Here is a 23,790-nt window from a genome sequence, read left to right as displayed (position 1 = left end):
ATTCCATGTTCCACCCATCTCCCCCCCTGCAGACACGGTCGCCTCGCAAGCGCCGAGCCCAACTTGCGCTGGCCGGCCTGGCGGTATCTGCCCTGGCACTATCGGCCTCACCGGTCTGGTCGCAAACCACGGGTGTGCCCAGCATGGCCGATACCCCCCCCGGCGCCACGGCAGACAGCAGCAAACTCAGTTTCACCGACAGTGCCATGCTGGGCGACTTGGCGCAAGCAACGCGGTCCGAAGTAGAGGCCGCCAAGCTGGCCCTGGAAAAGTCGCAGAACGCCAATGTGAAAAAGTATGCCCAGGACGTCATGGAGGAACACACCAAAGCTCTGACCGAGGTAGAGCAGCTGGGTGCGGCCAAGAACGTGAAACTTCCGCAAGGCGTTGGCGTGGTGAACAAGACCAAGGAAACCGCCCTGAAAGCGCTGTCTGGCAACACCTTTGACAGCCAGTACCTGAAGCGCGTCGGCGTGGGTGGCCACGAAACCGCGGTGGAGCTGCTGCAGAAGATCCAGAAAACGGCCAAGGACCCTGAGCTGAAACTGCTGGCCGACAAGCTGCTGCCGGCAATGCAGCGCAACCTGGACACGGCCAACCAGCTGGTTCCCGCATAAGCGGCACCGTGCGAACGCTACATTTTTAGTAGCTACTTGCGCATACAAAATGTGCGCTAGCGGCCCTTTTTGACACTGAACCTTCAGCGGACACAGGGCCGCCTTCCCCAGCCCATCACACCGGCCAAACTGGCCCAACCGACATTACCAAGCCCGCACCTGCGCAAACGCCGTCGCCAGAAAGTCCACCAGCGCCCGCACCTTGGGCGGCACATGTTTGCGACTGGGGTACACCGCGTAGATACCCATCTCCAGCGATCGATAGGCCGGCAGCAGCTCGACCAGCCGACCGGCGGCCAGGTCTTCGCCCACCAGAAAACCCGGCTGCAGAATGATGCCCTGGTGCGCCAGCGCCGCTGCGCGGCAGGTGTCACCGTTATTGGCATGGATGCAGGGCCGGGTGGTGACGCTGACCGGCCCCTCGGGGCCGTCAAAATGCCACTCGTCCTTGGCCGCCCAATAGGTATAGGCGACGACGGCATGCCGGGCCAGCTCGCGCGGATGCAGCGGTGTGCCATGCGCGGCCAGATAGGCAGGCGACGCGCACAGCAGCATGCGGGTACTGGCCAGGCGCTTGCTCACCAGCGTGGAGCTGGGCAGGGTGGCAATGCGGATAGCCATGTCGTAGCCCTCCTCCACCAGATCCACCACCCGGTCGGCCAGCGTCAGGTCCAGCGCCACATCCGGGTACTGGCTGCGGAACAGCCCCCACAGCGGCGCCAGGTGCAGGATGCCAAAGGTGACCGGCGCATTGATGCGCAGCAGGCCGCTGGCCGCGCCGCTGCGCGAGGTGAGTTCCGCCTCGGCCTCGTCCACACTGGCCAGCAGCTCCTTGCTGCGTGCGTAAAACACCTGGCCCGCCTCGGTCAGCGACAGGCGCCGGGTGGTGCGCTGCAGCAGGCGTACACCCAGGCGGGCCTCCAGGTCCGCCACATAGCGCGACACCGCCGCCTTGGACAAGCCCAGGCTGTCAGCCGCCTTCACAAAGCTGCCGGCATCCACCACAGCCGCGAAGGTTTGCATCTCCAGGAAACGGTCCATTGTCTTACTCACTGAAACAATGAATCTTATTTCAGGTCATTTATCTCCGCAACAGCCATAGATACAGTGGAGTCCATGCTTTCACCGGACACCACCATGACCTCAGCCACCCCTATCAGCGCCGTTGCCACCGCCAGCCTGGCCCCGGTTTTCTTCATCTCCCACGGCGCCCCCACGTTTGCGCTAGAGCCTGGCCGGCTCGGCCCCTTGCTGCAGGCCGCAGGCCAGCAGTTGCAGGGCGTCAAAGCCGTGCTGGTGGTGTCGCCACACTGGCAAACCCGTGGCGTGCGCGTGTCCACCAGCCCCGCGCCCGAGACGGTGCACGACTTCGGTGGCTTCCCCGCGCCGCTGTACGCGCTGCACTACCCCGTGGCCGGCCACCCCGCCCTGGCGGCCCAGGTGGCCGAGCTGCTGGCTGCCGCCGGCTGGCCCACCAGCATGGACGGGCAGCGCGGTCTGGACCACGGCGCCTGGGTTCCGCTGCGCCACCTGTTGCCCGCCGGCAATGTGCCGGTGTTCCAGGTGTCCCTGCCCTTGGGTCTGAACGCTGGCACCGCCCTGCAGCTGGGTGAGGCACTGGCCGCCGTGCGTACCCTGGGCGTGGCCGTGGTGACCACAGGCAGCATGACGCACAACCTGTACGAGGTGGACTTCCAGGCCGGCCCGGACAGCGTCTCTGCCGAGTACGTCACAGACTTCACCCGCTGGGTGCGCCAGGCCGTGAGCCAGAACGATACGCAGAAGCTGGTGGACTACCGCCAGCAAGCCCCGCACGCACAACGGGCGCACCCCACCGAAGAACACTTTTTACCGCTGCTGGTGGCCATGGGCGCACGCGGCCATGCCGAACCCGTGCAGGTGCTGGATGGGGGTACCACCTACCACGTGCTGGCCATGGAGTCTTATGCTTGGGGTCTGCCCGCAGCCAGCACTGAAACCACCCACTGAATGCAACCTGGAACATCCGCCATGCCCACCCTGAGCCCCCTGCAGACCAGTCCCGACTTCAGCCTGGCATTCCGCCTGCTGCAACCCGCCCCCGCCCAGCCCCAGGCCTGCCTAGTACTGCTGCACGGCGTGGGCGGCTCCGAAACCAACCTGGCGGACCTGGCCAGCGACCTGCCGCCCAATACCCTGGTGGTGCTGGCGCGCGGCCCGTTGACGCTGGGCCCGGAGCAATTCGCCTGGTTCCGCGTGGCCTTTGGCGCGCAGGGGCCGCGCATCGATGCGGCCGAAGCCGAGAGCAGCCGGCTGACCTTGATCCGCTTTGTCGAACAATTGCAAACCGCCTATGGCGTCAGCCCGCAGCGCACCGTGGTGGCCGGCTTCAGCCAAGGCGGCATCATGTCGGCCAGCCTGGCCCTGAGCACGCCCGAGCGGGTGGCGGGCTTCGGCCTGCTGTCCGGGCGCATCCTGCCCGAGCTGGAGCCGCACCTGGCCGCGCCAGCGCGCCTGCACCAGCTGCAAGCCTTTGTGGCCCACGGCACGGCCGACAGCAAGCTGCCCGTCGCCTGGGCCGAGCGCGCCGACGAGCTGCTGACCATGCTGGGTGTGGCCCACGAGACCCGGCTCTATCCCATGGACCACGGTATCAGCGCGGCCACGCATGCCGACTTTCTGGCCTGGTTGCACAAGGTGTTGCCCGCGCAATGAGGTGAATACTCCTGATTTGATAGCTACCAGCGCACGTATTACCTGCACCAGCGGCATATTTCCTTTAAGAAAACCATGGACGCCGACACCACCATCCAGCGCGACTACGCCGCCGCACGCCTCCAACTCCCCCCGGGTGCAGCGATCACCGTGCTGCATATCGGCAAGGCCGCCACGGCGCTGGCCGTAGGCCGCGACGCAATGCCGAGCGCAGTGCTGTCGCTGGCCATCGGGTCGCAGAAAACGGCGGCCGCGTTCTTCAAGCACACGCCGCCCACGCCCGGTGAAATCGAGAACGCCATCATGGTCGTGGAGGATGAAGTCACCCTGGCCCGCAGCATCGTTGCCGGCAACATGGCATTGTTCAGCGCCGACCCAGCCCTGCAAGCCATGGCCGACCTGGTTGGCGTACGTGGTCGCAGCATGTCGATCGATACGATCGAACGCCTGTTCGATCTGCTCGCTGCCCTATCCCAGGGCCGGCCCGTGGCAAGCGCGGGCATTCCAGACACCCCGAGCTTTGCCGCCACGCTGCTGATACTGCGGGAGTTCATGCACCACCTGGGATTTGCGGAAATCCGCTGGTAGCCACTGAAGCCGCCGACGGCTAAGCCCTATGCCTCATCACTGCAACGCTGCATGATGGCATGCCTCTCTGCTTGGAGACTCAGCAATGCATCCACGCAATCTGCATCCAGCCTTCCGCTAGCGGCCTCCTTTTGCATCTCGGCGACGACGGCCTCTTCGGTCCACGCACTTTTGTAGGGGCGCTTGTTGGACAGGGCGTCATAGACATCTGCTACCGCGACAATGCGCGCTTCCAAGGGAATGTCCGCCATCAGGTGTCCCCTGGGATAGCCGGACCCATCGCCCCGCTCATGGTGGCAGGCCACGATATTGCGCATGATTTCGAAAGCCATGCTATCGCCCAGTCCCAAGTCCATACCCATTTGCACAACGATGGACTCGCCAATTTCCACGTGCCTGCGCATCAACACCCACTCGTCGGCATCCAGCCGACCTGGTTTGAGCAATATGCTGTCGGGCACACCCACTTTGCCCACATCATGGAGTGGCGCAAACAAAAAGATGTATTCAATGAATTCATCACTGAGTTGATGCGACTGTGCCAGCTGGCGCGCTATCAGCCGGGAATAGGCCGCCATGCGGTCCAGATGTGCCCCGGTTTCCAGGTCGCGGATACGTGCCAAGCCACTGGCGATGTGCACGCTGCCCACGATGCCATGCACCACCTGCAGCTGGAGTAGATAAAGCTGCGAAATCAGATTGGAGAACAGCGTCAAGAACTCCGTCATGTCCGGGTCAAAAGAGCGGACCCGCTTGGAATCAAAAAACAGGAAGCCCGCCAGCTTGCTACCCAGAAAAAAAGGAACCGTCAGGCTGGACCGGTATCCACGCGACTTCAGCCACTCAGTGTGCCGGTTCGAGGACGTAAATTCCTGGGCAATGTCGTCCACCACACGGATTTGTCGATTCTGCGCAATCGAGCGCAAGGCGGGCACATTGGCTAGCTTGGATTCGTAGTGCTCCAGCACTACGCCATCCATGCTGCTGCTGACAAATGTCTTCAGCATGTCGGATGTCTCATCGTAGGTGGCGAGCGACACACGATCAATCGCAGGATATCTGGCAGCGATGGCAGAGTGAATCGTTTTCAGATGCACTGAAATATTGAATTCATCCTGCTGAACTGACATCAGTGAGTAGTGGACTGGGCTCATGGTACGAACATCAATTCTTATGTTCACAACACAGTGAAGCCGCATCCACCTGCCCACGCAGCGACTTGGCCGTGGCGGCAAGTTCTTCCACCGTGGCCGTGTTTTGCTGGGTCAGAGAGTCCATCTGAGAAACCGCCTCGTTGATCTGGGAAATGCCCGAGGTCTGCTCAGCAGGAAAGACGTACTCGTGCTGCGTAACCGGTAGATTTCGCCTCATGGATAACCCCTGCGCGTTGAAGTTTTCAATCCCGTGGCGGTGGTCCGCAGACCCTGGCTCAGGCTTTCGCGTTGGCCAGCTTCGCGCAATCAATTTATATCAAACGAACACCCAAAAACACCATGCCATTCCAGCAAAAAAATCAACCAGCACACAAGCATCGTCAACTTTTAGTATGAACCTGATGCCTGTAGAGAAGCCACGGGGAAACCCTATTTAACAGCCAGTGGCGTAGCCAAGCTTCTATTGGCAAGCATCCATAGCATCCGGAGCTAGACACGCCAAGGGTTGCTACGCGCAGCAAGCAGCTACACAACCCGAACACCGCCGCCTACTACGTGATGGCATGCGGTGCGATGCGCACGCGACCTGGGGCCAAATACTCAGCCATCCAATGCCACCGCTTCAATCTCAACCCCAGCAATACCCTCAGACCGCCAGCTCCTCCGGCAGCAGCATGGCGATGCGATCGCGGATGGAGTCGGCGCGCTCGGCTCCTGCGGTGTTTTCCACCTCGTCCAGCATCGCGCGGCCTACTTCCAGCATGGACGCGCGATCGCGGGCCTTGCGCAAGGCCTCACGAAAGAACTCCGCCTGGGCCGGGTCACGTTTGGCAAACATGCGCTCGCAAATATCGAACAGAAACATACGGGTCGTGGCCAGCGATCGTTTGCCGTCAAACGGATCTACCGCCGCGGATTGAACCGCCGCGGCAACAGCCGATACGTCCTGGCTCAGATAGCCGTCGCGCAAGAGCTGCAACACCAGCTGTTTGCCCTCGTGGCCAAAATACGCGGCCACCTCCTGCACGGTCTTACGCCCATCTGCCAACAGCAGCAGTGCACGCTCCCGCTGGCCCAGACTGCGGCATCCGGGTTGCAGTTCGGCACGCGCCTTATCGGTTTTTTGAAGCCCCATGTGTCCGCCCGTTGAAGACAAAGAGCGATTGGAGCAAGTATTTGTTACTCGGCCATGACGCGAAGACTGCGCTCCAGCACGGCCTCAAATTCAGCGATCGGCAGCGGGCGGCTCATCAGATAGCCCTGGTAGGCATCGCAGCCGTTGCGGGCCAAAAACAGGCGTTGTTCCTCGCGCTCCACACCTTCGGCGATCACCGCCAGCCCCAGAGTGGCCGCCAGTGCGATGATCATCTTGGCTATGGCCGCGTCGTTCGGGTCTTCCAGAATGTCTTTGATGAAGCCCTGGTCGATCTTCAGCTGGTCCAGCGGCAGTCGCTTCAGATAGGTCAGCGATGAATAGCCCGTACCGAAATCGTCCAGCGAAAAGCCCACGCCCTCGGCCTTCAGCGCATCCATTTTGGCGATGGTGGTCTCCACATCGTTCACCAGCAGGCTCTCGGTCAGCTCCAGCTTGAGGCGCTGCGGTTGGGCGCCGGTACGGCGCACGGCCGCCAGCACCTGATCCACAAAGTCATCGCGCTGCATTTGCCGGGCACTGACATTCACCGCAATCGACAAGCCGGCCGTGCCGGGCTGCTGCGCCCAGGCCACCAGCTGCTGGCAGGCCGTCTCCAGCACCCACTGGCCCAACGGCACGATGAGGTCGGTTTCCTCGGCCAACGGAATGAACTCGGACGGGCTCACCATACCGCGCAGCGGATGTTGCCAGCGCAGCAGGGCCTCGGCCCCGGTGACCCGCCCTGTACCCAGCACCTGCGGCTGGTAGTACAGGCTGAACTGCTGCTGCAGCAGGGCTTCGCGCAGGTCCGCCTCCAGCGCCGCGCGCAAGGTCACCACGGCCTGCATGGCGGCATCAAAAAAGCGCAAGGTATTGCGACCCGAGGTCTTGGCCTGGTACATGGCCAGGTCCGCCTGTTTGAGCAATTCCTCCACGGCGTTGTGTCGTCCATCGAACAAGGCAATGCCGATACTGGGCGAGCTACGGCGCTCATGGCCGTCCAGTACATAGGGCTGGTTCAGCACGTCGAATATCTTCCCACCCACAGCCCGGCAGTGGGCGGCGGCCTCGTCGACATGGCCGCCCAGGCCCTCCAGGATGACCACGAACTCGTCGCCGCCGAAGCGCGCCACGGTGTCCCCCTCGCGCACGCAGCTGGTCAGGCGCCGGGCGACCTGTTGCAGCAGCAGGTCGCCCTTGTCATGGCCCAGCGTGTCGTTCAGGGTCTTGAAGTGGTCCAGGTCTATGAACAGCAAGGCCCCCAGGCTGCCGCTGCGCATGCTGGCCATCAGTGCCTGCTTCAGCCGGTCCAGCAGCAGGCGCCGGTTCGGCAACTGGGTCAGGGGGTCGTAAAAGGCCAGGCTCTTGACCTCGTCTTCGATGGCCTTGCGCTCGGTAAAGTCTTCAATGACCCAGATGGACCCGGCTTGTGGTGCTTCGGGGTACAGGCTGCGGCTACGCAGATGGGCCCAGAACTGCGAACCGTCCTGGCGCTGCAAGAACAGCACATCGTCGGAAGGTCCATGCTCCGGCGCGCGGGAGGACGCGCCGGGCGGATACAGCAATGCGGCGGACAAGCCCGCCATGTCCGACTGGCTATAGCCAAAAATGTCCTGGGCATAGTGATTGGCCAGATGGACCACCCCGTCGCGCACAAACACAACGCCCACCGGCACATTGCCCAGTATCACCTGCTGTTCGGCAAACGCGGCCTTCAGGTCGCTGCGCATATGGTCCATCTGCATCGCCAGCCGGCCTATTTCATCCGGCCGTTGCCAGCCCACAGCCTGGTCAAAATCGCCGCCGGCCAGTCGGTTGGAAAACAAGGCCAACTGGTTCAAGGGCCGCAATACGCGCACATGCAGCGCCAGCAGGATAAAGCCCAGCGACAGCACGAACTGGCCCAACAAAATGAAGGAATAGGCCCGGCGGTCGCTTTCAAACTCCTGCTGCTTCAGGCTGTTATCGACTTCCATCTCAATAAAACCTGCAACCTCCTGGCGGCTATTGCCCGCCTCCTGGAACGTCAGTGGCCACTGGACCACCCGCGAGCTGCCCCGCCGCCGCTCGGGCTGCTCCAGCGTCAGCATGGGCACCTTGTCGGAATCACGGATGACGATGCGCACCACCTGGGGGTCCAGCAAGGTGGCATGCCCAATGGTGCTCACGCTGGCGGTGTTGTAGTTCCATACCGGTGCCGACAGGCTGTTGGACAGCAGCAGAATCTTGTCGTCCAGGTAGCGCTCCAGCTCCTTGTTGATCTGTGCCTGGCGCAAATCCGTGAGCGTCATCACGCCAATCAGGGCAGGCACAAACAGCCCCGCCGCCATGGCAATCACAATGCCCACGCTCAGGCTGCGCAATCTGTCCCGGGTTTTCAACGGAGGCAAGCGTTGCTTGGTGGGTTGCAAGAAATGCATGGACCAAAGATTAACCGCGGAAGGTGTTTACGTGCTTAGCATTTGCTACACATCATTTTCTGGATTTCAGGATTCTGGAAATTTGCACGCGTCACCAGAGTGGTGTCGGTGAAGATGGTGGCCTCTTTGAGAGCCTGACCCCTGGCCGCAGCGACCGCCGCCTGCACGCCCTTGTAGCCCATTTGCGCAGGGTTTTGGATCACCAGGCCGCTGATCTCCTGCTTCTTCAGCCCCTCCAGCAGAAAATCGGTCGCGTCAAACCCGACGAAACGCAACTTGCCGGCCTGCCCCGTGTCGCGCAACGCGCGCAGCATGCCATCGGTCGAAGTTTCATTCACCGCGAAAACCCCGTCCAGAGGTTGGTGCCCCCCCAGCAAGGCGACCGCACTCTGCCGTGACCGGCCCGTCGAGCCGCCACCGTACACGTCCGCCACCACGGTGATCGCTGGCGCATTGGCCTTCATATAGTCCAGGAAACCCTTGGCCCGGTCATCCGTGGATGCGCTGCCCGCCACCGTGCGCAACACCACGACCCGGCCTTTTTTATCCAGCAGATCGGCCAGGGACTTGGCCGCCAGCTGGCCGCCGGCATAGTTGTTAGAGGTCACAAAATTGCTGTGCTGGTTGCCGTCCAGCCCCGAATCGACGGCCACTACCGGGATGCCCATGGCCACTGCACGCCGCACCGGCGCCACCAGGCGCGCCCTGTCGGTGGCAGCGATCAGGATGGCGTCCACCCCGGACTTGCTGTAGAGCTGCAGTATCTTGATCTGCGAATCGATGTCGTCATTGTGCGCAGGCCCGCGCCAGGTCAGCTGGATATGCCCGTCCTCTTGCACCGCCTTGTCCACGCCGGTGCGCATCACGTCCCAAAAGACCTGGTCACTGGCCTTGGGGATGAAGACCAGGTGCACATCTTTCACCGCCGGCTGCGCAGCAGGCAGACCCATTGCGCAGCAGGCCCATAGCAGGATGAGTAGGGATTTCATATGCGTTCCAGCTTGAGTTCTTACGCCATAGCGACACATGCTATAGGTAACAAGATACGCTATCCCTGCATACAAGCGAAACGGGCATACCCTTGTTGCGCGGCCAACAGCAAGCTCTGGCAAGCGCTAGCCGAAACTCCTGATTTGATAGCAACTAGCGCAGGTACTACCTGCGCTAGTGCCAAATTTCACTAAAAACTGCTGGCTACTCAGTTGGCAACCGTGAAGCGCTTTTGCACATGCTTGGGCGTCTCGATCTCGTCCACCATGGCCACTGCCAAGTCGGCAGCCGAAATACCCGAAGGTGCGTCACCCACGCCGGGCAGCGGCGTGTCGGCACCCACACGGTACTTGCCGGTGCGCTCGCCGGGCGCCAGCAGGATGGGGGGCGACAGGAAGGTCCAGTCCAGCGTGGTTTCCAGCTTGATGCGGTTCAACAGCTCGCGGGCCGCCAGCGCGCCCTGCTTCCATTCGGCAGGGAACTGTGGTGTGTCTACCAGCTGCAAACCGGGCGCCACATACAGGCTGCCCGCGCCGCCCACCACCAGCACGCGCTTGCCGCCCGCCTGCTTCACGCCGTCCAGAATCGCCTGGCTGCCCTGCAGGAACAGGTCATGGATCTGCGGCTCGGTCCAGCCGGGGTTGTAGGCGCTGATGACGGCATCCACACCGGCCACGGCCTTGGCCACCTGGGCAGGGTCCAGCACATCGGCGGGCACCACGGTCAGGCCGGGCTGGGGGCTGAACTTGCCAGGGTTGCGTGCCAACGCGGTCACCTGGTGGCCACGGCTGAGCAGTTCGGTCAACACGGCGCTGCCGACAAAGCCGGTGCCGCCAATCAGTGCAATCTTCATATCAAGCTCCTGTGGAAAAGGGCTCTAGTGTGATTTCTTCACCAAGATATGAATAGACGGTTTAATTCGCTATTACTCTGAAGCTCTGCTACACAATCAAGCCTATGGATCAACTCAAACGCATGGCCATCTTTGCAGAGGTGGTGGCCAGCGGCTCGCTCACGGCGGCCGCCCGGCAGCTGGACATGACGCCCTCGGCCGTCAGCCAGCATCTGCGCCAGCTTGAAAAAGCCCTGGGCCTGGCCCTGCTGCACCGCTCCACCCGTAAGCTGACGCTGACCGAGGCCGGCGCCCGCTACCACGTGGGCTGCGCGGCCATGGTGGCGGCCGCGCGCTCGGCCGAATCGGCTCTAGCCCGGCTGCGCGACGAACCCGAGGGCGAGCTGCGCCTGGCCGCGCCCATAGGCTTTGCCAGCCTGCTGGCCAGCGCGCTGGCGCCGCTGCGCGGCCACCCCAAGTTGACGCTGAACCTGCTGCTGGACGACACCGTGATCGACCTGATCGAAGCCCGGGTAGACATTGCGCTGCGCGTGGGCGCCATGCCCAGCTCCAGCCTGGTAGCACGCAAGCTGGGCAGCATGGAGCGCCAGCTCTGCGCCGCCCCAGCCTACCTGGCCGAACACGGCTGGCCAGGCCATCCGCAGGATTTGCCACAGCATGTATGGCTGGGCAGCGCATCCGACAACACCACTTTCGACACGCTGGAGCTGCACGGGCTGAACGGACTGAAAGGCGAGCACTGCACGGTGCAGCTGCGCGGCCGGGTGCAGGCCAGCCAGGTATCGGCCTTGCACGCAATGTGCGTGGAGGGCTGGGGCATTTGCGTGGCCGTGCGGCAGGAAGACTTCCAGGCCCTGGCCGACGGCCGGCTGGTGCCCGTGCTGCCTCAATGGCGGCAAAGCCCCATGCCGGTCTACGCCGTCACCCCGCGGCGCGATGCCCAACCCGCCAAGGTGCGGCACACGCTGGACCTGCTGGCCACCTACTTTGACCGGGTGTACCCGGGTGTGGTGGCAGACTAATTCCTATTTTGATAGCAGCCTGCGCAGGTATTACCTGCGCCAGCGGCACTTTTCGTTCTTAATGATCGTCGTGCAGATACGTGGCCTGGCGCGGCAGCAGCAGGCTGACTCCGAAGGCCAGAACCATCATCCCCGTGACGTACCAGTAAAAGTAAGACTCGTGGCCCATCGACTTCAGGCCCAGCGCCACGTACTCGGCGCTGCCGCCAAAGATGGCGTTGCCCACCGCATACGACAGGCCGACTCCCAGCGCACGCACTTCGGGCGGAAACATCTCGGCCTTCACGATGCCGCCTACCGAGGTGTAGAAGCTGACGACCGCCAGCGCGACGGTGATCAAAACCCCGGCCAGCAGCGGGCTGGTCACGCTTTGCAGCGTGGTCAGAATCGGTACCACCATGAGCGTGCCCAACGCGCCAAACAGCAGCATGTTGTTGCGCCGGCCGATGCGGTCCGACAAGGCACCAAACAGCGGCTGCATGCACATGTAGAGGAACAGGCAGGCGGTCATCACGTTGCTGGCGGTCTTGATCGACATGCCGGCCGAGTTCACCAAGTACTTCTGCATGTAGGTGGTGAAGGTGTAGAAGATCAGCGAGCCGCCGGCGGTATAGCCCAGCACCACCAACAAAGCACGCTTATGGTTTTTCAGTAGCTCGGCCACGCTGCCAGCAGCTTTGGAACTGCGCGTCTGCGCGGTGGTGGTTTCATGCAAGGTGCGGCGCAGCATCAGCGCGACCACGGCAGTCAACGCACCAAGTACGAAGGGAATGCGCCAGCCCCAGCTCTTCAGCTCAGCCTCGTCCAGCAACTGCTGCAACACCACGACCACCAGCACCGCCAGCAGTTGGCCGCCGATCAGCGTGACGTACTGGAAAGATGAGTAAAAGCCGCGCTGACCGCGCATCGCCACCTCGCTCATATAGGTGGCGGTGGTGCCGTATTCGCCGCCCACCGACAGGCCCTGCAACAGGCGCGCCGTCAGCAACAACACCGGAGCCAGTGCCCCAATGCTGGCATAGGTGGGCAGGCAGGCAATCAGCATCGAGCCGCCGCACATCATCATCACCGACACCACCATCGAGGTCTTGCGCCCCTTGCGATCGGCCAGACGACCGAAGATCCAACCGCCGATGGGGCGCATCAAAAAGCCCGCGGCAAACACGCCGGCCGTGTTCAGCAACTGGGCCGTGGGGTCGGACTTGGGAAAGAACGCCGGCGCAAAGTAGATGGCGCAGAAGGCGTAGATGTAGAAGTCAAACCACTCCACCAAATTGCCCGACGAGGCGGCCACGATGGCGAAGATGCGCTTGCGCTTTTCTTCAAAGGTATAGGGAAGGGGCAGTACGGCAGTCATGGGCGTCCTTGTCTCGGTGAACTTGTAGTCGGCAGTGTCTTGCAATGCCGTGCTTCTGTCGTCCGTAGCAATCCGCCCCGGCGTCTGCGTAGCTCTACGCAAGGGTAATTACCTAGGGATGGCTAGAGCGCATTCTCACGCAAAAATCGCTCCAGCTCGTGGCTGTTCGAAAGGCCCAGCTTGGCAAACACATGGGCGCGGTGCGTCTCCACGGTGCGCAGTTCCAGCGGCGCCAGATCCAGCGCGATGCGCTTGTTCGGCTTGCCCTCGGCCACCAGGCGGGCCACCTGCATCTCGCGCGGCGTCAGCTTGGCCCATAGGGCCTGCGCGGCCTGCCGGGCTTGCTGCTCGGCGGCGATGGCGCTGGCCTTCTGCAAAGCCTGGGCCACCGTGTTCAGCAGGCGCTCGTCGTTGCAGGGCTTCTCCAGCCAGCCAAACGCGCCCTGCTGCACGGCCTCCACCGCCATCGCAATATCACCGTGGCCTGACAAAAACACCACCACCAGCGGGCTCTGCTGCGCACGCAGCGCCTCGAACACCTGCAGCCCGCTGATGCCGCCCAGCCGCAGGTCGAGGATGGCGCAGCCGGGGCGCTGCAGATCAATGCCGGCCAGAAACGCCTCGCCGGAAGCAAAAGCCTGCACCGCATGGCCGCGCGACAACAGCAACAGGCCCAATGAGCGGCGCACCGCCTCGTCGTCGTCGACGACGTACAGGTTCAGGGGAAGAGGGTTTGGCTTCATGGGGGGCAGGAGACAGGGAACGGAGTTCGCAGAGACTAACCGAGACCAACGCACAGACATTGCAGAACAGGTATCTGACGAGAATGAGGTAGATACGATACCCGTTCATGGCCGGTAGCCAATCTGAAACAAGGAATCGGCTCGCTGTAGCGTTTAAAACTGGATAGATCTGTATCTATTCGGATGTCCCCAGCTTGCATATGCTTGGGCTCATTTCCCATTTACATGACTGATCCCATGCCAGAAATCCCCAGTTTGCTTGCCTTTGGCCTTGTCTCGCTCGGCATGGTGCTCACCCCCGGGCCGAACATGGTCTACCTCATTTCGCGTTCGATTTGTCAAGGGAGAACGGCCGGACTGATTTCTCTGGGCGGGGTGGCACTCGGGTTCGTTGTCTACATGCTATGCGCTGCATTTGGCATCACTGCTTTGGTGATGGCCGTGCCGTACGCATATGACGTACTGCGCCTCGGAGGTGCGGCCTATCTGTTCTATCTGGCTTGGCAAGCTGTTAAGCCCGGCGGACGCTCGCCGTTTGAAGTGCGTAATTTGCCCAAGGACAGCCCTAAAAAACTTTTCACGATGGGGTTCATCACCAATTTACTCAATCCCAAGATCGCGATCATGTATCTGTCGTTGTTGCCACAATTCATTGATCCCGACCATGGCAGTGTTCTGGTGCAATCCCTCCTATTGGGCCTGACGCAAATTTTTGTCAGCGTTAGCGTCAATGCCGTAATAACCGTGCTGGCGGGTTCCATTGCGATTTTTCTCGCGTCCCATCCCTCCTGGCAGACTGTTCAACGCTGGCTCATGGGAACCGTATTGGGCGGACTGGCTACGCGCATGGCCATGGAGAGTCGGCGGTGATTTCCTGATGGAACCGCCATCCAGAAGACCGTTCACACTGAGACTTCCAGCTCCAACGTAAAAACCGTCCCCCCATCCGCCCGGTTGGCAAACGTCAATCGCCCACGGTGGCTTTCGACAATCGTGCGGCAGATGTTCAGACCCAGGCCCAAGCCGCCGTCCTTGGTGGTGAAGAACGGCGCGAACACCTGCTCCGCAATTGCAGCATCAATGCCAGGCCCACGGTCCGCCACGCGGATCTGCATGCGGCCGGCGACCACAGCCGCGTCGATCTCCACCACCCGGCGTTCCGGTGCGGTGGCATGCATGGCCTGCAAGCTATTCAGCAGCAGGTTCAGCAGCACCTGCTCCAACAGCACGCGGTCGCCGCGCACCATGGGCAGGTCGGCCGGCACACGCAGCACGGCGCGCGCCTGCTGTGCCCGCATCTCGCCCTGCAGCAGGGCCAGCACATTCGCCACCAGGGCCGGCACGGCGCAGTCCTCGGCCCCAGCGGTGCGCTGGCGCACAAAGCCGCGTATGCGCTGCACGATCTCGGCACTGCGCTGGGCCTGGGCCATGGTCTCATCAAGGCTGCTGCCCAGCAGTGCCTGGTTGCCTTGCTCAGCAAAGGCCTTGGCCGCGCTGGCGAAATTGCTCAGGGCCATCAGTGGCTGGTTCAACTCATGCGCCAGGGTGGACGCCATCTCGCCCAGGCTGGCCAGGCGCTGGGCGTGTTGCAGCTGCTCATCGTTCTGGCGCTGGCGCAGCTCGGCGCGCTTTTGCGCGGTGATGTCCACCACCGAACTCATCCAGCCGCTGTGCTGGCCGTGGGCGTCGATCAGCCTGGCGGTATAGACCATGGTGAATACGTCATGCCCGTCTCGGTGGCGGATACGCGACTCGAAGCCGGACATGGCGGCCTGGCCGCTCATGGTGGCCTCGTTGTTCTGCCAGTGCTGTTCCACATCATCCGGGTGCCAGTAAGGGTATGGCGGCAGGCGGCCCAGCAGTTCGTCGGCGCGGTAGCCGGTCATATCGCACAGAGCGGGGTTGACGTAGATGATGTGGCCTTCCAGGTCGCGCGCGCGCATGCCGACCAGCAGCGAATCTTCCATGGCCTTGCGGAAGGCGTGGGCCTGGTCCAGCTCCAGCGTGCGCTCGCGCACGCGCACTTCCAGGTCTCGGCGGGCATCGCGCTGCTCGGCAAAGCGGCGCTCGCGCAGGCGCCAGTACAGGCTGCCCAGCAGCAGCAGGCCGGCGCACAGCAGACCCAGCATCCAGCTACGTTCGCGGGCATGAGTGACGGCGGCATAGTCGGCCATCACGGTCAGCGTCCAGCCCAGGTCTGGCAGGACCTCGTCCACCGCCAGAAATTCGCGCGGCTGGCCGGCCAGGCTGGTGCGCACGCGGTAGCCCTCGGCATCCGGCGTCGCATCGCGCTGCCAGGGCAGCTGCGCAAAGCTGTGGCGCGCGCCGTACTGCTGGTGCCGCTGCACCCAGGCCAGGTCGTCCTCGCCCAGCGCGCGCTTAGCCTGGTATATCCAGGAAGGTACCGAGCCCAGGAACACGATACCGCGCGCATCGGCCAGCAAAATGGGGTCACGCACATAGGCCCAGGTGTCCTGGATCTGGCGCAGGCTGACCTTGACGGTGAGCACGCCGCGCACCGCCCCGCCCTGCTGCACCGGCGCGGAGATGAACAGCCCCGGCTCCCCGGTGGTCTGGCCCACACCGTAGAACTGGCCGTTGCGGCCAGCCCGCGCATCCAGAAAATACGGCCGGTTCGCATACGACTGGCCGACGAAACTCTGCGCCGTCTGCCAGTTGCTGGCGGCCAGGGTCATGCCCTGTAGGTCGATCAGGTAGAGCGCATCCGAGCCGGCACGGCGGTTCACCTCTTCGATGTAGTGGTTGGCACGCTGCTGGGCCACCGGGTCTTGCGGCTGGGCCAGCGCCGCCAGCACGTCCGGGTGCTGCGCGGCGGTAAACGGCAGGTAGCTGTACTTGGCCGCCGCACCCCGCAAGCCCAGCGCATGCACCTCAATGGCCCGGTGGATGGAGTCCAGCTGGAAGCTGGCCTCACGCCGCGCCGCCCACTGGCCGGCAGCGGCGATCAAGGCTAGGCCCAGCACGGCCGCTACGGCCCACGCCCACCACGCCCACCACGCCCGGTATGCGGGCACGGCAGCGATAGGTGCAGATGGAGCGGAGGGCATGGATGCAGAACAGGAAAAAGGGCCGAATCATTGTGCATGAGCAACATCGCAGCCCTGCGCACCGTCACAAAGTATTGGCTTTGCGCAACTGCGTACCAGTCCCACGTGCAGCCAAACAACAAGCGTATTTTTTGTGCGCCACGCGGGCTAGTCCGCCCAGGCAATTTACTATTATTTTTATAGCTTATAGCGCAAGTATTCTCTGCACGAGAGGCATAAAACACCATGTAACCCGAAAGAGCCTGGCAGCCTGTCAAGGGCCCCCTCAGCACGGTAAGATGGCCATGCGCGCAGCCCCGCCGGCCGCCATTGCAAGCACCCGATACACCACACCATCTTGACGTACAACAAGAGGCAAGAACACACCATGCAAGCCATCCGCATCGCCATCGTCGGTGAGTCCCTGATCGACTTCACCGCCATCAGCGGCCTGAACTTTGAAGGCCATGAAGGTGGCGCCCCGACCAATAGCGCCATCGCTACCGCCCGCCTGGGCCAGCCCATAGGTTTCATCAGCCAGCTGTCCACCGACCTGTTTGGCGAACGCCTGCTGCAGCATCTGCAAAGCAATGGCGTGAACACCGACTGGGTGCTGCGCAGCGATGCGCCATCGACGCTGGCCTTTGTCGAACGTACGCCGCAGACCAACCGCTACGCCTTCTACACCCAGGGCACGGCCGATACGCAATGGGCCCCCGCCGTGCTGCCCGCCCTGCCCGATAGCTGCCGCTTTCTGCAATTTGGCTCCATCGCGCTGCTGCACGAGCCAGCGGCCAGCCGCATCACCGATCTGGTGCTGGCGCAGCAAGGCCAACGCATCGTCTTGTTCGACCCGAATGTGCGCCTCAGCCTGATCAAGGATTTGCCGGCCTACCGTGCCAACGTACAGCGCTGGGCCGCCGCCAGCAACCTGATGAAGTTCAGCGACGAAGACGCTGCCGCGCTGGCGCCCGGCCTCAGCCTGGCCGAGGTGGCCGCCAGCTTCATGGCCGATGCCAGCGGCCCGCGCGCCGTGGTCATCACCCGTGGTGGTGACGGCGCCACGCTGTTCCGCCGTGGCAAGGCGCCGCTGGAGATCACCGCCCCCAAGATCACCGTGGCCGACACCATAGGCGCGGGCGACACTTTTGATGCCGGCCTGACGGTTGGCCTGCTGGAGCACGGCGTGGAGCAGGTGGCCCAGCTCGACAGCCTACCCGACGCTACCTGGCTGGCCGTGCTGCGCTTCGCCGCCTGTGCCGCTGCCATCAACTGCACCCGCGAAGGTGCCAACCCACCCACCCGCGCCGAGCTGCAAGTGGCGCTGGACGCCGCCTCCTGAGCCGACCGAACACCATGCAAGCCTTTCATCTCTACCTCGACAGCGCCGATCTGGCCGATCTGCAAACCTGCCTGCCCCACCCCGCCGTCCACGGCGTGACCACCAACCCCACGCTGCTGCGCCGCGCCGGCATCACCCGCGCCACGCTGCCCAAATTGCTGAACACCTGCATCAAGCTGGGCGCACGCCAGGTGCAGGCCCAGGTGCATGCCGCCGATACCGAGGGCATCCTGGCCGACGCGCACCAGCTGGTGCGTGAATTCAACCCCAGCCAACTGGTGGTGAAGATCCCCGCCACCCGCGACGGCCTGCGCGCAGGCGCCGAGTTGAGTGCGGAAGGCATTCCGGTCACTTACACCGCCGTGTACGCGCCCGAGCAAGCCCACTTCGCAGCCCAGCTGGGTGCCGCCTATGCCGCGCCCTACCTGGGCCGGCTGGAGGATTCGGGCGTAGACGGTCTGGCCCTGATCGGCCAAATGCAGTCCCTGGTCAGCCGCAGTGGCGCCAACACCCGGCTGCTGGTGGCCAGCGTGCGTTCGCGCGCAGCCTACCTGGCCTTGCTGGAACTGGGCGTGGGCTCCATCACCATCCCACCCAAGCTGTTCAGCGAGCTGTTCGACCACAGCGCCACGTTGGATGCCGAGCGCGGCTTCCTGGCCGACGCGGCAGCACTGGGCAGTTAGACTAAGCGGCCTTCGGCGCGCAAGCGCTGACCAATCTGGCGGATGCGCTCCTGGCCATTTTGCAGCGCGGCCTGGCTGGTGTGCACCGAATAACGGCCCAGCACCAAATCATGCGGGTGCGGTACCGCAGAACCCAGCACAAACACGCAATCGGTTTCGGCCTGGAAGACAATGGTGTCTTCGGATGCATCAAACACCGCCATCTCGCCATGGCGTAGCGTGTCTGGCAATCGCAAGCCCCCTTCGCCCAAGGCCACCCAGGCCACGCTGTGGCCGGTCGGTGGCTGGTATTCCCAGTGCTGCCCGGCCTGCAAACGCACCGACAGGTAGTTGATGTGCGATGGTGCTTGCAGGCTGCTGCGGGCTGCACCGTAGGCGCCCAATAAGACCTTGGCCGGTCCATCTTGCGCAATATCATCCGGCGTGACGTAGCTACTGAACGCAGGTGCCAGCTCCAGCGCCGCTGGCAAAGCCACCCACAGCTGGAAGCCCCGCATGCGGTCCGAACCACCAGGGCCACCCGCATGCCAGGCGCCGCCACCAGCCTGCATCCACTCCACACCGCCCTCGGCCAGCACACCCTTGCGCCCCGACGTGTCTTCAAAGCCCATGTCGCCCTGCAAGCTCCACGTCAGCGTGGCAATGCCGGAGTGCGGATGCAGGCCAAAGCCCTGGAAGGCGCTTGCATCGGCATCAAACAAGTCCAGAAACACAAATGGCTTCAGGTACTGCCCCAGGTCGGACGGGCTCATCAACCGGGTGATAGGCCCGTGGCGCTGGTCATACGTGCGGTGCACGATGCGGCGCAAGGTGCTTGCGACCGCGTTCATACCGCCACCACCATGGTGCGCGGCCGCAGCCGGTAGGCAACAAAGCCGCTAAGCAGCGCCAACACCAGGGCCGGCACCGCCGTGCCGCCGAGCACCAGCAGATGTGCAGCAATTGCACACAACATGGTCAGACCAAGTAGCAGCCCGCCCCAGAAGCCGGTGCGCGGCACCAGCAACAGCAGCACGCCAGTGATCTCGACCAGGCCAGTTACATAGCGAAACCACTGGCCCAGGCCAATCTGCTCGAAGTTCTGCACCATCATAGGTACGCCCGCCAGCTTGGCCACACCGGCCGCACCAAATGCCAGAGCCAATAACAACCGCACCGCCCAGACGATATGCCCCTGTTTTTTTACCGATGAAGCCATACACAATCCTTTGAAAGTTGAAGACCGGCTCTTCCGCCGTATGCCGCAAGCGTAGCCAGGCATGAATACGGCGACTAGTCGGTAGAATTTGATTTCACTCATCCAAAATTTGAAGTAATTGCATGCTGGACCTGAATGACGTGGCTTTGTTCGTGCAGGTAGTCGAAGCCGGCAGCTTTGCCGCTGCGGCCCGGCGCCTAGGCATGCCCGCCAACAGCGTGAGCCGGCGAATACAGGGTCTGGAACAGCACCTGGGTGCGCGTCTGATGCAGCGCTCGACCCGCAAACTGACCCTCACCGATGCCGGACGCGGCTTCCACGCGCGCTGCGCCGACCAGGTGCGGACCTTGGCGCAAGCCGCCCAGGAGCTGGTCGATGGCAGCCAGCAGCCACAAGGCGCGGTGCGTGTGGCCGCCCCGGCGGATTTCTTCAACTGGTTCCAGATGGACTGGGTGGCCGAGTTCCTGGCAACACACCCACGGGTACGGCTGGAGTTCGTACTGAACGATGCCCGCGCCGACCTGATTGGGGAAGGCATTGACATCGCCCTGCGCGCCGGCACGGTGCTGGAACCGAACCTGGTGGCCCGCCAGATCGGCGTCAGCAACACCATACTGGTGGCCAGCCCGTCCTACCTGGCGCTACGCGGCATGCCCGAGCAGCCCAGCGACCTGGCTCGGCACGATTGCGTGACCCGGGTGTCCCGACAGTCCGCCAGCGGCCAAAGCAGCTGGCGGCTGGACGGCCCAGACGGCAGCGTCGACATCAGCGTCAACGGGCGGTTTTGCGCCAACAGTATGGACGCAGTGATCAAGGCCACGCTAGCCGGCCTGGGGGTGGCGCTGCTGCCAGCAATGATGGCCCAGCCGCTGCTAGACAGCGGCCGCTTGCTGCCCGTGCTGCCCGCCTACGGGGTGCGCGGCGTGGGCATCCACCTGGTCTACTTGAGCCGGCACCACCTGCCGCGCGCTGTAGCCAGCTTCATTGCGTTTACGATGGACAAAGTCCAGAACTACACCATGACCGTCCAGCCAGCCCCATCCACCTGCAGAATGCCCATATGACCGACCGCACCGTCTTTTTCATCTCCGATGGCACCGGCATTACCGCCGAAACCTTTGGCAACGCCATCCTGGCGCAGTTCTCCATGGCGCCGCGCCATGTGCGCCTGCCCTTCACGGATACGGTAGACAAGGCCCACCAGGCGGTACGCCAGATCAACCACACAGCGGAGCTGGAAGGCAAGAGGCCCATTGTGTTCAGCACCCTGGTGAACATGGAGGTGCTGAAGGTGGTCACGGACAACTGTAAGGGCATGCTGCTGGACATGTTCGGCACCTTTGTGAATCCGCTGGAAAACGAGCTGGGCATCAAGTCCAACCACCGCATCGGCCGCTTCAGCGACGTGAGCAAAAGCCAGGCCTACCACGACCGTATCGAAGCCATCAACTTCAGCCTGGAGCATGACGACGGCCAGACCCACCGCGATCTGGCCCAAGCCGATGTGATCCTGGTCGGCGTCAGCCGCAGCGGCAAGACCCCGACCACCCTGTACCTGGCCATGCAGTACGGCCTGAAGGCTGCCAACTACCCGCTAATCCCCGAAGACTTCGAGCGCCGCCAGCTACCACCGGCCCTGGTGGAATACCGCAAAAAGATCTTTGGCCTGTCGATCCAGCCTGAGCGCCTAAGCGAGATCCGCAACGAGCGGCGCCCCAACTCCAAATACGCCTCGCTGGAGAACTGCCGTATGGAGGTGAGCGAAGCCGAAGCCATGATGCGCCGCAGCGGCATCCGCTGGCTGTCCAGCACCACCAAATCCATCGAAGAAATTGCCACCACCATCCTGCAGGAAATCCGGCCGGAACGGCTGGTGTACTGAGGCTTGGGCAGGTGCTTGGCGCCTACACCGCAATGGTGTAGAGCATGGCGCTGGCGCGCTCGTCGGCGTTGTGGCCCTGCAGCGCGACATCCCACTCGCGGCCCTGGGCGCCACGCTGCGGCGGCAAGCCCTGCGTCATGGCAGTGACCTCTTCCGCAGTGGCATCGAACTCGGCGGCCAATTCACGGTTCTCCAGAAACAGGCGCGCCACCATGGAGCCGCCCGAATCGATGAGCATGAGGTAACGCACAGGCAGTCGGTATGACGTCTGAAGGTTGCCTCGCGGCGCTTCCATTCCGAAGGTTTGGCTCATGAAACCATCTTGCCACAGCTATCGCGCCAAGGGTAGTGCTGCTTGCGCTTAGGCGTATATGTTCACACCTCAATTGCTATCCATTTAGTAGCGGACTGCACAGAATAAATAAGCGCTGCAGGCTTATTTCATCATCAATTCTGTCTACGCGTTTTCATGCTTTCCATTTAATTTAAATGTATACAAACCGATAACAAAGTAGATACATTCACTGCCGGCCCTATCCCATGCTTGTACGCTCCGACCTGATCACCAGCACACTGCCCACGCCGGTCACCAGCCTGAGGGGCGCGGCATCGGCAGAGACGGATGGCCCCGCACTGGCTACGGCCGAGGTTCCGTCTACCATTGTCAGCAACTCCACTGCGCTGGAAGCCCATGCCGCCAGCTGGACCTACATGGCGCCCACACGCTATGTGCCTGCCAGCATGCAGGCTTGGCAAAGCCGATCCGAGGACACGGTCAGCAAGCTCATGGCACGTAATTTCTCGTCCACGGGCAATGCAAACCGCTTCAATGGCCTTGCAGGCGCCTTGCTGGAGCGCTTCAAAACCACGCCGGGTGACTACCAGCAAGCCGTGGCGAACTATGTTCCCAGCAGCAACACCAGCGTCGATGCCGCAGCCAAAACCGCGCTGTCCAGCATCGGCAACAACGCATTGGCCAAAGTGTCTTTAAGCATACGCACCCGCTCTGGCACCGTGGTGAATCTGACCCTGACCAACCAGAACGATGGCCTGGGCGTGGAAATACACAGCAATGGCCCCTTGAGCGCCACCGAAAGCCAGGCCATTGCGCAGTTATCCGCCAGCTTTGAAAGAGCGGTGCAAGGCTTCACTGCGGACCCGCCCACGGTGGATATTGCGGGCCTGGGCGACTACGACAGCACGGTCCTGTCCAGCATCGACCTGAAGGGCCAGATGCTGCGCAACGGCGACAGCTACCGCCTGGACTTCCATGCCGACGCCAGCCAGCGCAGCCTAAAAATGAGCTCTCCCACCGACCAGGTGGATATGAAAGTCAATCTGCAAAACCCAGCTTTATGGGGCAGCCCGGCCCAGCGGGAGCAGGCCATCGCCCAACAATTGCAGAAGATAAGCCAGGCCGGCAGCCGCGGCCATGGCAATGCCGAATGGATAGGCATTGTCCAGGACGCATTTGCGTCCATGCAGCGGTCCTACGGCGTCGATGCCAACGACAGCCCCCAAGTGCCGGCCAGTACCGGCACACCGACCATCAAGGACAGTGCTTTGTTATCTGGCCTGGCTGATTTTGCGCTGCGCATCACCGGCATGACCCAGGCCACCAACCCCATGCGTCTGGACGAAACCGACCGCTTTGACTTCAGTTTGCTGCAGACCACCAGCACCACTGGCCCGGCCGACAAGCCCGACAGCATCCAGCAGCGGCAGACATCCCGGCTCAAGGCCAACTACCACAGCGCGCTAAACGCCTCCGCGAAGCTGGAGCTCACCAGCGAAAAGAAATCGCAAAGCTACCTTTACACCCGCATCGACGACCAGGACAGCCTGACGGTGACACTGACCCGGCAGCTGGACCAAAGTATGCAGGTGGTGGTGGACAAATCGGCGAAAACCTCCGCCCGGGTCCAGCACTACGAAATGGGCATGCTGGTCGAAGACCGCAGCACGCCCTGACGGCAGGCTCGGCTTAAAAGCTGGTCCAGTCGTCGTCGTTGGTGCTGGCGGCCTTGGGGGCGCTGAGCTTGCCCATGGCGGGTTTGATGGTAGG

24 protein-coding genes are annotated in these 23,790 nt (G+C 62.8%); 11 read left to right on the top strand and 13 right to left on the bottom strand.

Annotation, left to right across the window (positions count from 1 at the left end):
* The first annotated feature begins 5 nt into the window (after positions 1-5).
* Positions 6-617 (top strand): DUF4142 domain-containing protein, encoded by a 612-nt coding sequence (locus AC07VY_RS20480; RefSeq protein WP_495076334.1) that lies wholly within the window; start codon positions 6-8, stop codon positions 615-617.
* A 144-nt stretch (positions 618-761) separates the two neighbouring features.
* Here the strand turns inward: AC07VY_RS20480 and AC07VY_RS20475 are convergent, their stop codons facing one another.
* The gene (locus tag AC07VY_RS20475) at positions 762-1,658 is read right to left on the bottom strand and encodes a LysR family transcriptional regulator (RefSeq protein WP_495099073.1); all 897 of its coding nucleotides are present in this window, start codon (positions 1,656-1,658) and stop codon (positions 762-764) included.
* A gap of 96 nt (positions 1,659-1,754) precedes the next feature.
* Between AC07VY_RS20475 and AC07VY_RS20470 the strand changes: the two genes are divergently transcribed.
* The 3 genes from AC07VY_RS20470 to AC07VY_RS20460 all read left to right on the top strand — a co-directional run bounded on the left by AC07VY_RS20470 (position 1,755) and on the right by AC07VY_RS20460 (position 3,899).
* Positions 1,755-2,606: a dioxygenase family protein gene (locus AC07VY_RS20470; protein WP_495099072.1), complete on the top strand. Its 852-nt coding sequence runs from the start codon at positions 1,755-1,757 to the stop codon at positions 2,604-2,606.
* A gap of 21 nt (positions 2,607-2,627) precedes the next feature.
* Positions 2,628-3,311, top strand: coding sequence for an alpha/beta hydrolase (locus AC07VY_RS20465; protein ID WP_495076331.1), 684 nt, complete (start codon positions 2,628-2,630; stop codon positions 3,309-3,311).
* Between the two features lie 75 nt (positions 3,312-3,386).
* Positions 3,387-3,899: a hypothetical protein gene (locus tag AC07VY_RS20460; protein WP_495099071.1), complete on the top strand. Its 513-nt coding sequence runs from the start codon at positions 3,387-3,389 to the stop codon at positions 3,897-3,899.
* A gap of 26 nt (positions 3,900-3,925) precedes the next feature.
* On the opposite strand, the gene AC07VY_RS20455 is transcribed toward AC07VY_RS20460, so the two are convergent.
* The 6 genes from AC07VY_RS20455 to AC07VY_RS20430 all read right to left on the bottom strand — a co-directional run bounded on the left by AC07VY_RS20455 (position 3,926) and on the right by AC07VY_RS20430 (position 10,451).
* Entirely contained in the window at positions 3,926-5,080 is a 1,155-nt protein-coding gene (locus tag AC07VY_RS20455; RefSeq protein WP_495099070.1) for an HD-GYP domain-containing protein, read from the bottom strand.
* Complete coding sequence (locus AC07VY_RS20450; RefSeq protein WP_495099069.1) at positions 5,064-5,270, bottom strand: hypothetical protein; 207 nt, start codon at positions 5,268-5,270, stop codon at positions 5,064-5,066. The genes AC07VY_RS20455 and AC07VY_RS20450 overlap by 17 nt, the downstream gene beginning before the upstream one ends.
* Before the next feature lie 429 nt (positions 5,271-5,699).
* A complete protein-coding gene (locus AC07VY_RS20445) occupies positions 5,700-6,188 on the bottom strand; it encodes a hypothetical protein (RefSeq protein ID WP_495099068.1) in 489 nt (162 codons plus the stop codon).
* Between the two features lie 44 nt (positions 6,189-6,232).
* On the bottom strand, positions 6,233-8,608 hold the full coding sequence (locus tag AC07VY_RS20440; RefSeq protein WP_495099067.1) for a putative bifunctional diguanylate cyclase/phosphodiesterase: 2,376 nt from the start codon (positions 8,606-8,608) through the stop codon (positions 6,233-6,235).
* Between the two features lie 35 nt (positions 8,609-8,643).
* Positions 8,644-9,597, bottom strand: a complete 954-nt coding sequence (locus tag AC07VY_RS20435; protein ID WP_495099066.1) for an ABC transporter substrate-binding protein — start codon at positions 9,595-9,597, stop codon at positions 8,644-8,646.
* Between the two features lie 209 nt (positions 9,598-9,806).
* Positions 9,807-10,451: an NAD(P)-dependent oxidoreductase gene (locus tag AC07VY_RS20430; RefSeq protein ID WP_495099065.1), complete on the bottom strand. Its 645-nt coding sequence runs from the start codon at positions 10,449-10,451 to the stop codon at positions 9,807-9,809.
* A gap of 104 nt (positions 10,452-10,555) precedes the next feature.
* On the opposite strand from AC07VY_RS20430, the gene AC07VY_RS20425 reads away from it, so the two are divergent.
* Entirely contained in the window at positions 10,556-11,473 is a 918-nt protein-coding gene (locus AC07VY_RS20425) for a LysR substrate-binding domain-containing protein (RefSeq protein ID WP_495099064.1), read from the top strand.
* 58 nt (positions 11,474-11,531) lie between these two features.
* On the opposite strand, the gene AC07VY_RS20420 is transcribed toward AC07VY_RS20425, so the two are convergent.
* Both AC07VY_RS20420 and AC07VY_RS20415 read right to left on the bottom strand, forming a co-directional pair.
* Positions 11,532-12,830, bottom strand: a complete 1,299-nt coding sequence (locus AC07VY_RS20420; RefSeq protein WP_495099063.1) for an MFS family transporter — start codon at positions 12,828-12,830, stop codon at positions 11,532-11,534.
* Positions 12,831-12,952: 122 nt separating this feature from the next.
* Positions 12,953-13,573, bottom strand: a complete 621-nt coding sequence (locus AC07VY_RS20415; protein ID WP_495099062.1) for a response regulator transcription factor — start codon at positions 13,571-13,573, stop codon at positions 12,953-12,955.
* 237 nt (positions 13,574-13,810) lie between these two features.
* Here AC07VY_RS20415 and AC07VY_RS20410 point away from each other — a divergent pair, with 237 nt between their 5' ends.
* Entirely contained in the window at positions 13,811-14,443 is a 633-nt protein-coding gene (locus AC07VY_RS20410) for a LysE family translocator (RefSeq protein WP_495099129.1), read from the top strand.
* 32 nt (positions 14,444-14,475) lie between these two features.
* Here the strand turns inward: AC07VY_RS20410 and AC07VY_RS20405 are convergent, their stop codons facing one another.
* Positions 14,476-16,641, bottom strand: a complete 2,166-nt coding sequence (locus AC07VY_RS20405) for a sensor histidine kinase (protein WP_495099061.1) — start codon at positions 16,639-16,641, stop codon at positions 14,476-14,478.
* 376 nt (positions 16,642-17,017) lie between these two features.
* Between AC07VY_RS20405 and AC07VY_RS20400 the strand changes: the two genes are divergently transcribed.
* Positions 17,018-17,962 carry a carbohydrate kinase family protein gene (locus AC07VY_RS20400; protein ID WP_495099128.1) on the top strand — a complete coding sequence of 315 codons (945 nt, stop codon included), beginning with the start codon at positions 17,018-17,020 and terminating at the stop codon, positions 17,960-17,962.
* A gap of 14 nt (positions 17,963-17,976) precedes the next feature.
* Positions 17,977-18,645 carry a transaldolase family protein gene (locus tag AC07VY_RS20395; RefSeq protein ID WP_495099060.1) on the top strand — a complete coding sequence of 223 codons (669 nt, stop codon included), beginning with the start codon at positions 17,977-17,979 and terminating at the stop codon, positions 18,643-18,645.
* Here the strand turns inward: AC07VY_RS20395 and AC07VY_RS20390 are convergent.
* Positions 18,642-19,475 (bottom strand): pirin family protein, encoded by an 834-nt coding sequence (locus AC07VY_RS20390; RefSeq protein WP_495099059.1) that lies wholly within the window; start codon positions 19,473-19,475, stop codon positions 18,642-18,644. The two genes, AC07VY_RS20395 and AC07VY_RS20390, sit on opposite strands and share 4 nt — an antisense overlap.
* The gene (locus tag AC07VY_RS20385) at positions 19,472-19,843 is read right to left on the bottom strand and encodes a DoxX family protein (RefSeq protein WP_495099058.1); all 372 of its coding nucleotides are present in this window, start codon (positions 19,841-19,843) and stop codon (positions 19,472-19,474) included. The genes AC07VY_RS20390 and AC07VY_RS20385 overlap by 4 nt, the downstream gene beginning before the upstream one ends.
* A gap of 122 nt (positions 19,844-19,965) precedes the next feature.
* Here AC07VY_RS20385 and AC07VY_RS20380 point away from each other — a divergent pair, with 122 nt between their 5' ends.
* Both AC07VY_RS20380 and ppsR read left to right on the top strand, forming a co-directional pair.
* Positions 19,966-20,907 carry a LysR family transcriptional regulator gene (locus AC07VY_RS20380; protein WP_495099057.1) on the top strand — a complete coding sequence of 314 codons (942 nt, stop codon included), beginning with the start codon at positions 19,966-19,968 and terminating at the stop codon, positions 20,905-20,907.
* Entirely contained in the window at positions 20,904-21,725 is an 822-nt protein-coding gene (ppsR, locus tag AC07VY_RS20375) for a posphoenolpyruvate synthetase regulatory kinase/phosphorylase PpsR (protein ID WP_495099056.1), read from the top strand. The genes AC07VY_RS20380 and ppsR overlap by 4 nt, the downstream gene beginning before the upstream one ends.
* Positions 21,726-21,747: 22 nt before the next feature.
* Here the strand turns inward: ppsR and AC07VY_RS20370 are convergent, their stop codons facing one another.
* Complete coding sequence (locus AC07VY_RS20370; RefSeq protein ID WP_495099055.1) at positions 21,748-21,963, bottom strand: hypothetical protein; 216 nt, start codon at positions 21,961-21,963, stop codon at positions 21,748-21,750.
* A gap of 302 nt (positions 21,964-22,265) precedes the next feature.
* Here AC07VY_RS20370 and AC07VY_RS20365 point away from each other — a divergent pair, with 302 nt between their 5' ends.
* The gene (locus tag AC07VY_RS20365; RefSeq protein ID WP_495099054.1) at positions 22,266-23,696 is read left to right on the top strand and encodes a hypothetical protein; all 1,431 of its coding nucleotides are present in this window, start codon (positions 22,266-22,268) and stop codon (positions 23,694-23,696) included.
* The last annotated feature ends 94 nt before the right edge of the window (positions 23,697-23,790 follow it).

The organism is Rhodoferax sp. GW821-FHT02C08 (genome assembly GCF_059421805.1).
Note: the sequence above shows the minus strand (reverse complement) of the source record. Positions and strands in the feature narration are given on the sequence as shown.

Bases quoted from the DNA above. Each gene is read 5' to 3' on its own strand.
- AC07VY_RS20480 (WP_495076334.1), top strand. From the start codon at position 6: ATGTTCCACCCATCTCCCCCCCTGCAGACACGGTCGCCTCGCAAGCGC.
- AC07VY_RS20475 (WP_495099073.1), bottom strand. From the start codon at position 1,658: ATGGACCGTTTCCTGGAGATGCAAACCTTCGCGGCTGTGGTGGATGCC.
- AC07VY_RS20470 (WP_495099072.1), top strand. From the start codon at position 1,755: ATGACCTCAGCCACCCCTATCAGCGCCGTTGCCACCGCCAGCCTGGCC.
- AC07VY_RS20465 (WP_495076331.1), top strand. From the start codon at position 2,628: ATGCCCACCCTGAGCCCCCTGCAGACCAGTCCCGACTTCAGCCTGGCA.
- AC07VY_RS20460 (WP_495099071.1), top strand. From the start codon at position 3,387: ATGGACGCCGACACCACCATCCAGCGCGACTACGCCGCCGCACGCCTC.
- AC07VY_RS20450 (WP_495099069.1), bottom strand. From the start codon at position 5,270: ATGAGGCGAAATCTACCGGTTACGCAGCACGAGTACGTCTTTCCTGCT.
- AC07VY_RS20445 (WP_495099068.1), bottom strand. From the start codon at position 6,188: ATGGGGCTTCAAAAAACCGATAAGGCGCGTGCCGAACTGCAACCCGGA.
- AC07VY_RS20440 (WP_495099067.1), bottom strand. From the start codon at position 8,608: ATGCATTTCTTGCAACCCACCAAGCAACGCTTGCCTCCGTTGAAAACC.
- AC07VY_RS20435 (WP_495099066.1), bottom strand. From the start codon at position 9,597: ATGAAATCCCTACTCATCCTGCTATGGGCCTGCTGCGCAATGGGTCTG.
- AC07VY_RS20430 (WP_495099065.1), bottom strand. From the start codon at position 10,451: ATGAAGATTGCACTGATTGGCGGCACCGGCTTTGTCGGCAGCGCCGTG.
- AC07VY_RS20425 (WP_495099064.1), top strand. From the start codon at position 10,556: ATGGATCAACTCAAACGCATGGCCATCTTTGCAGAGGTGGTGGCCAGC.
- AC07VY_RS20420 (WP_495099063.1), bottom strand. From the start codon at position 12,830: ATGACTGCCGTACTGCCCCTTCCCTATACCTTTGAAGAAAAGCGCAAG.
- AC07VY_RS20415 (WP_495099062.1), bottom strand. From the start codon at position 13,573: ATGAAGCCAAACCCTCTTCCCCTGAACCTGTACGTCGTCGACGACGAC.
- AC07VY_RS20410 (WP_495099129.1), top strand. From the start codon at position 13,811: ATGCCAGAAATCCCCAGTTTGCTTGCCTTTGGCCTTGTCTCGCTCGGC.
- AC07VY_RS20405 (WP_495099061.1), bottom strand. From the start codon at position 16,641: ATGCCCTCCGCTCCATCTGCACCTATCGCTGCCGTGCCCGCATACCGG.
- AC07VY_RS20395 (WP_495099060.1), top strand. From the start codon at position 17,977: ATGCAAGCCTTTCATCTCTACCTCGACAGCGCCGATCTGGCCGATCTG.
- AC07VY_RS20390 (WP_495099059.1), bottom strand. From the start codon at position 19,475: ATGAACGCGGTCGCAAGCACCTTGCGCCGCATCGTGCACCGCACGTAT.
- AC07VY_RS20385 (WP_495099058.1), bottom strand. From the start codon at position 19,843: ATGGCTTCATCGGTAAAAAAACAGGGGCATATCGTCTGGGCGGTGCGG.
- AC07VY_RS20380 (WP_495099057.1), top strand. From the start codon at position 19,966: ATGCTGGACCTGAATGACGTGGCTTTGTTCGTGCAGGTAGTCGAAGCC.
- ppsR (WP_495099056.1), top strand. From the start codon at position 20,904: ATGACCGACCGCACCGTCTTTTTCATCTCCGATGGCACCGGCATTACC.
- AC07VY_RS20370 (WP_495099055.1), bottom strand. From the start codon at position 21,963: ATGCTCATCGATTCGGGCGGCTCCATGGTGGCGCGCCTGTTTCTGGAG.
- AC07VY_RS20365 (WP_495099054.1), top strand. From the start codon at position 22,266: ATGCTTGTACGCTCCGACCTGATCACCAGCACACTGCCCACGCCGGTC.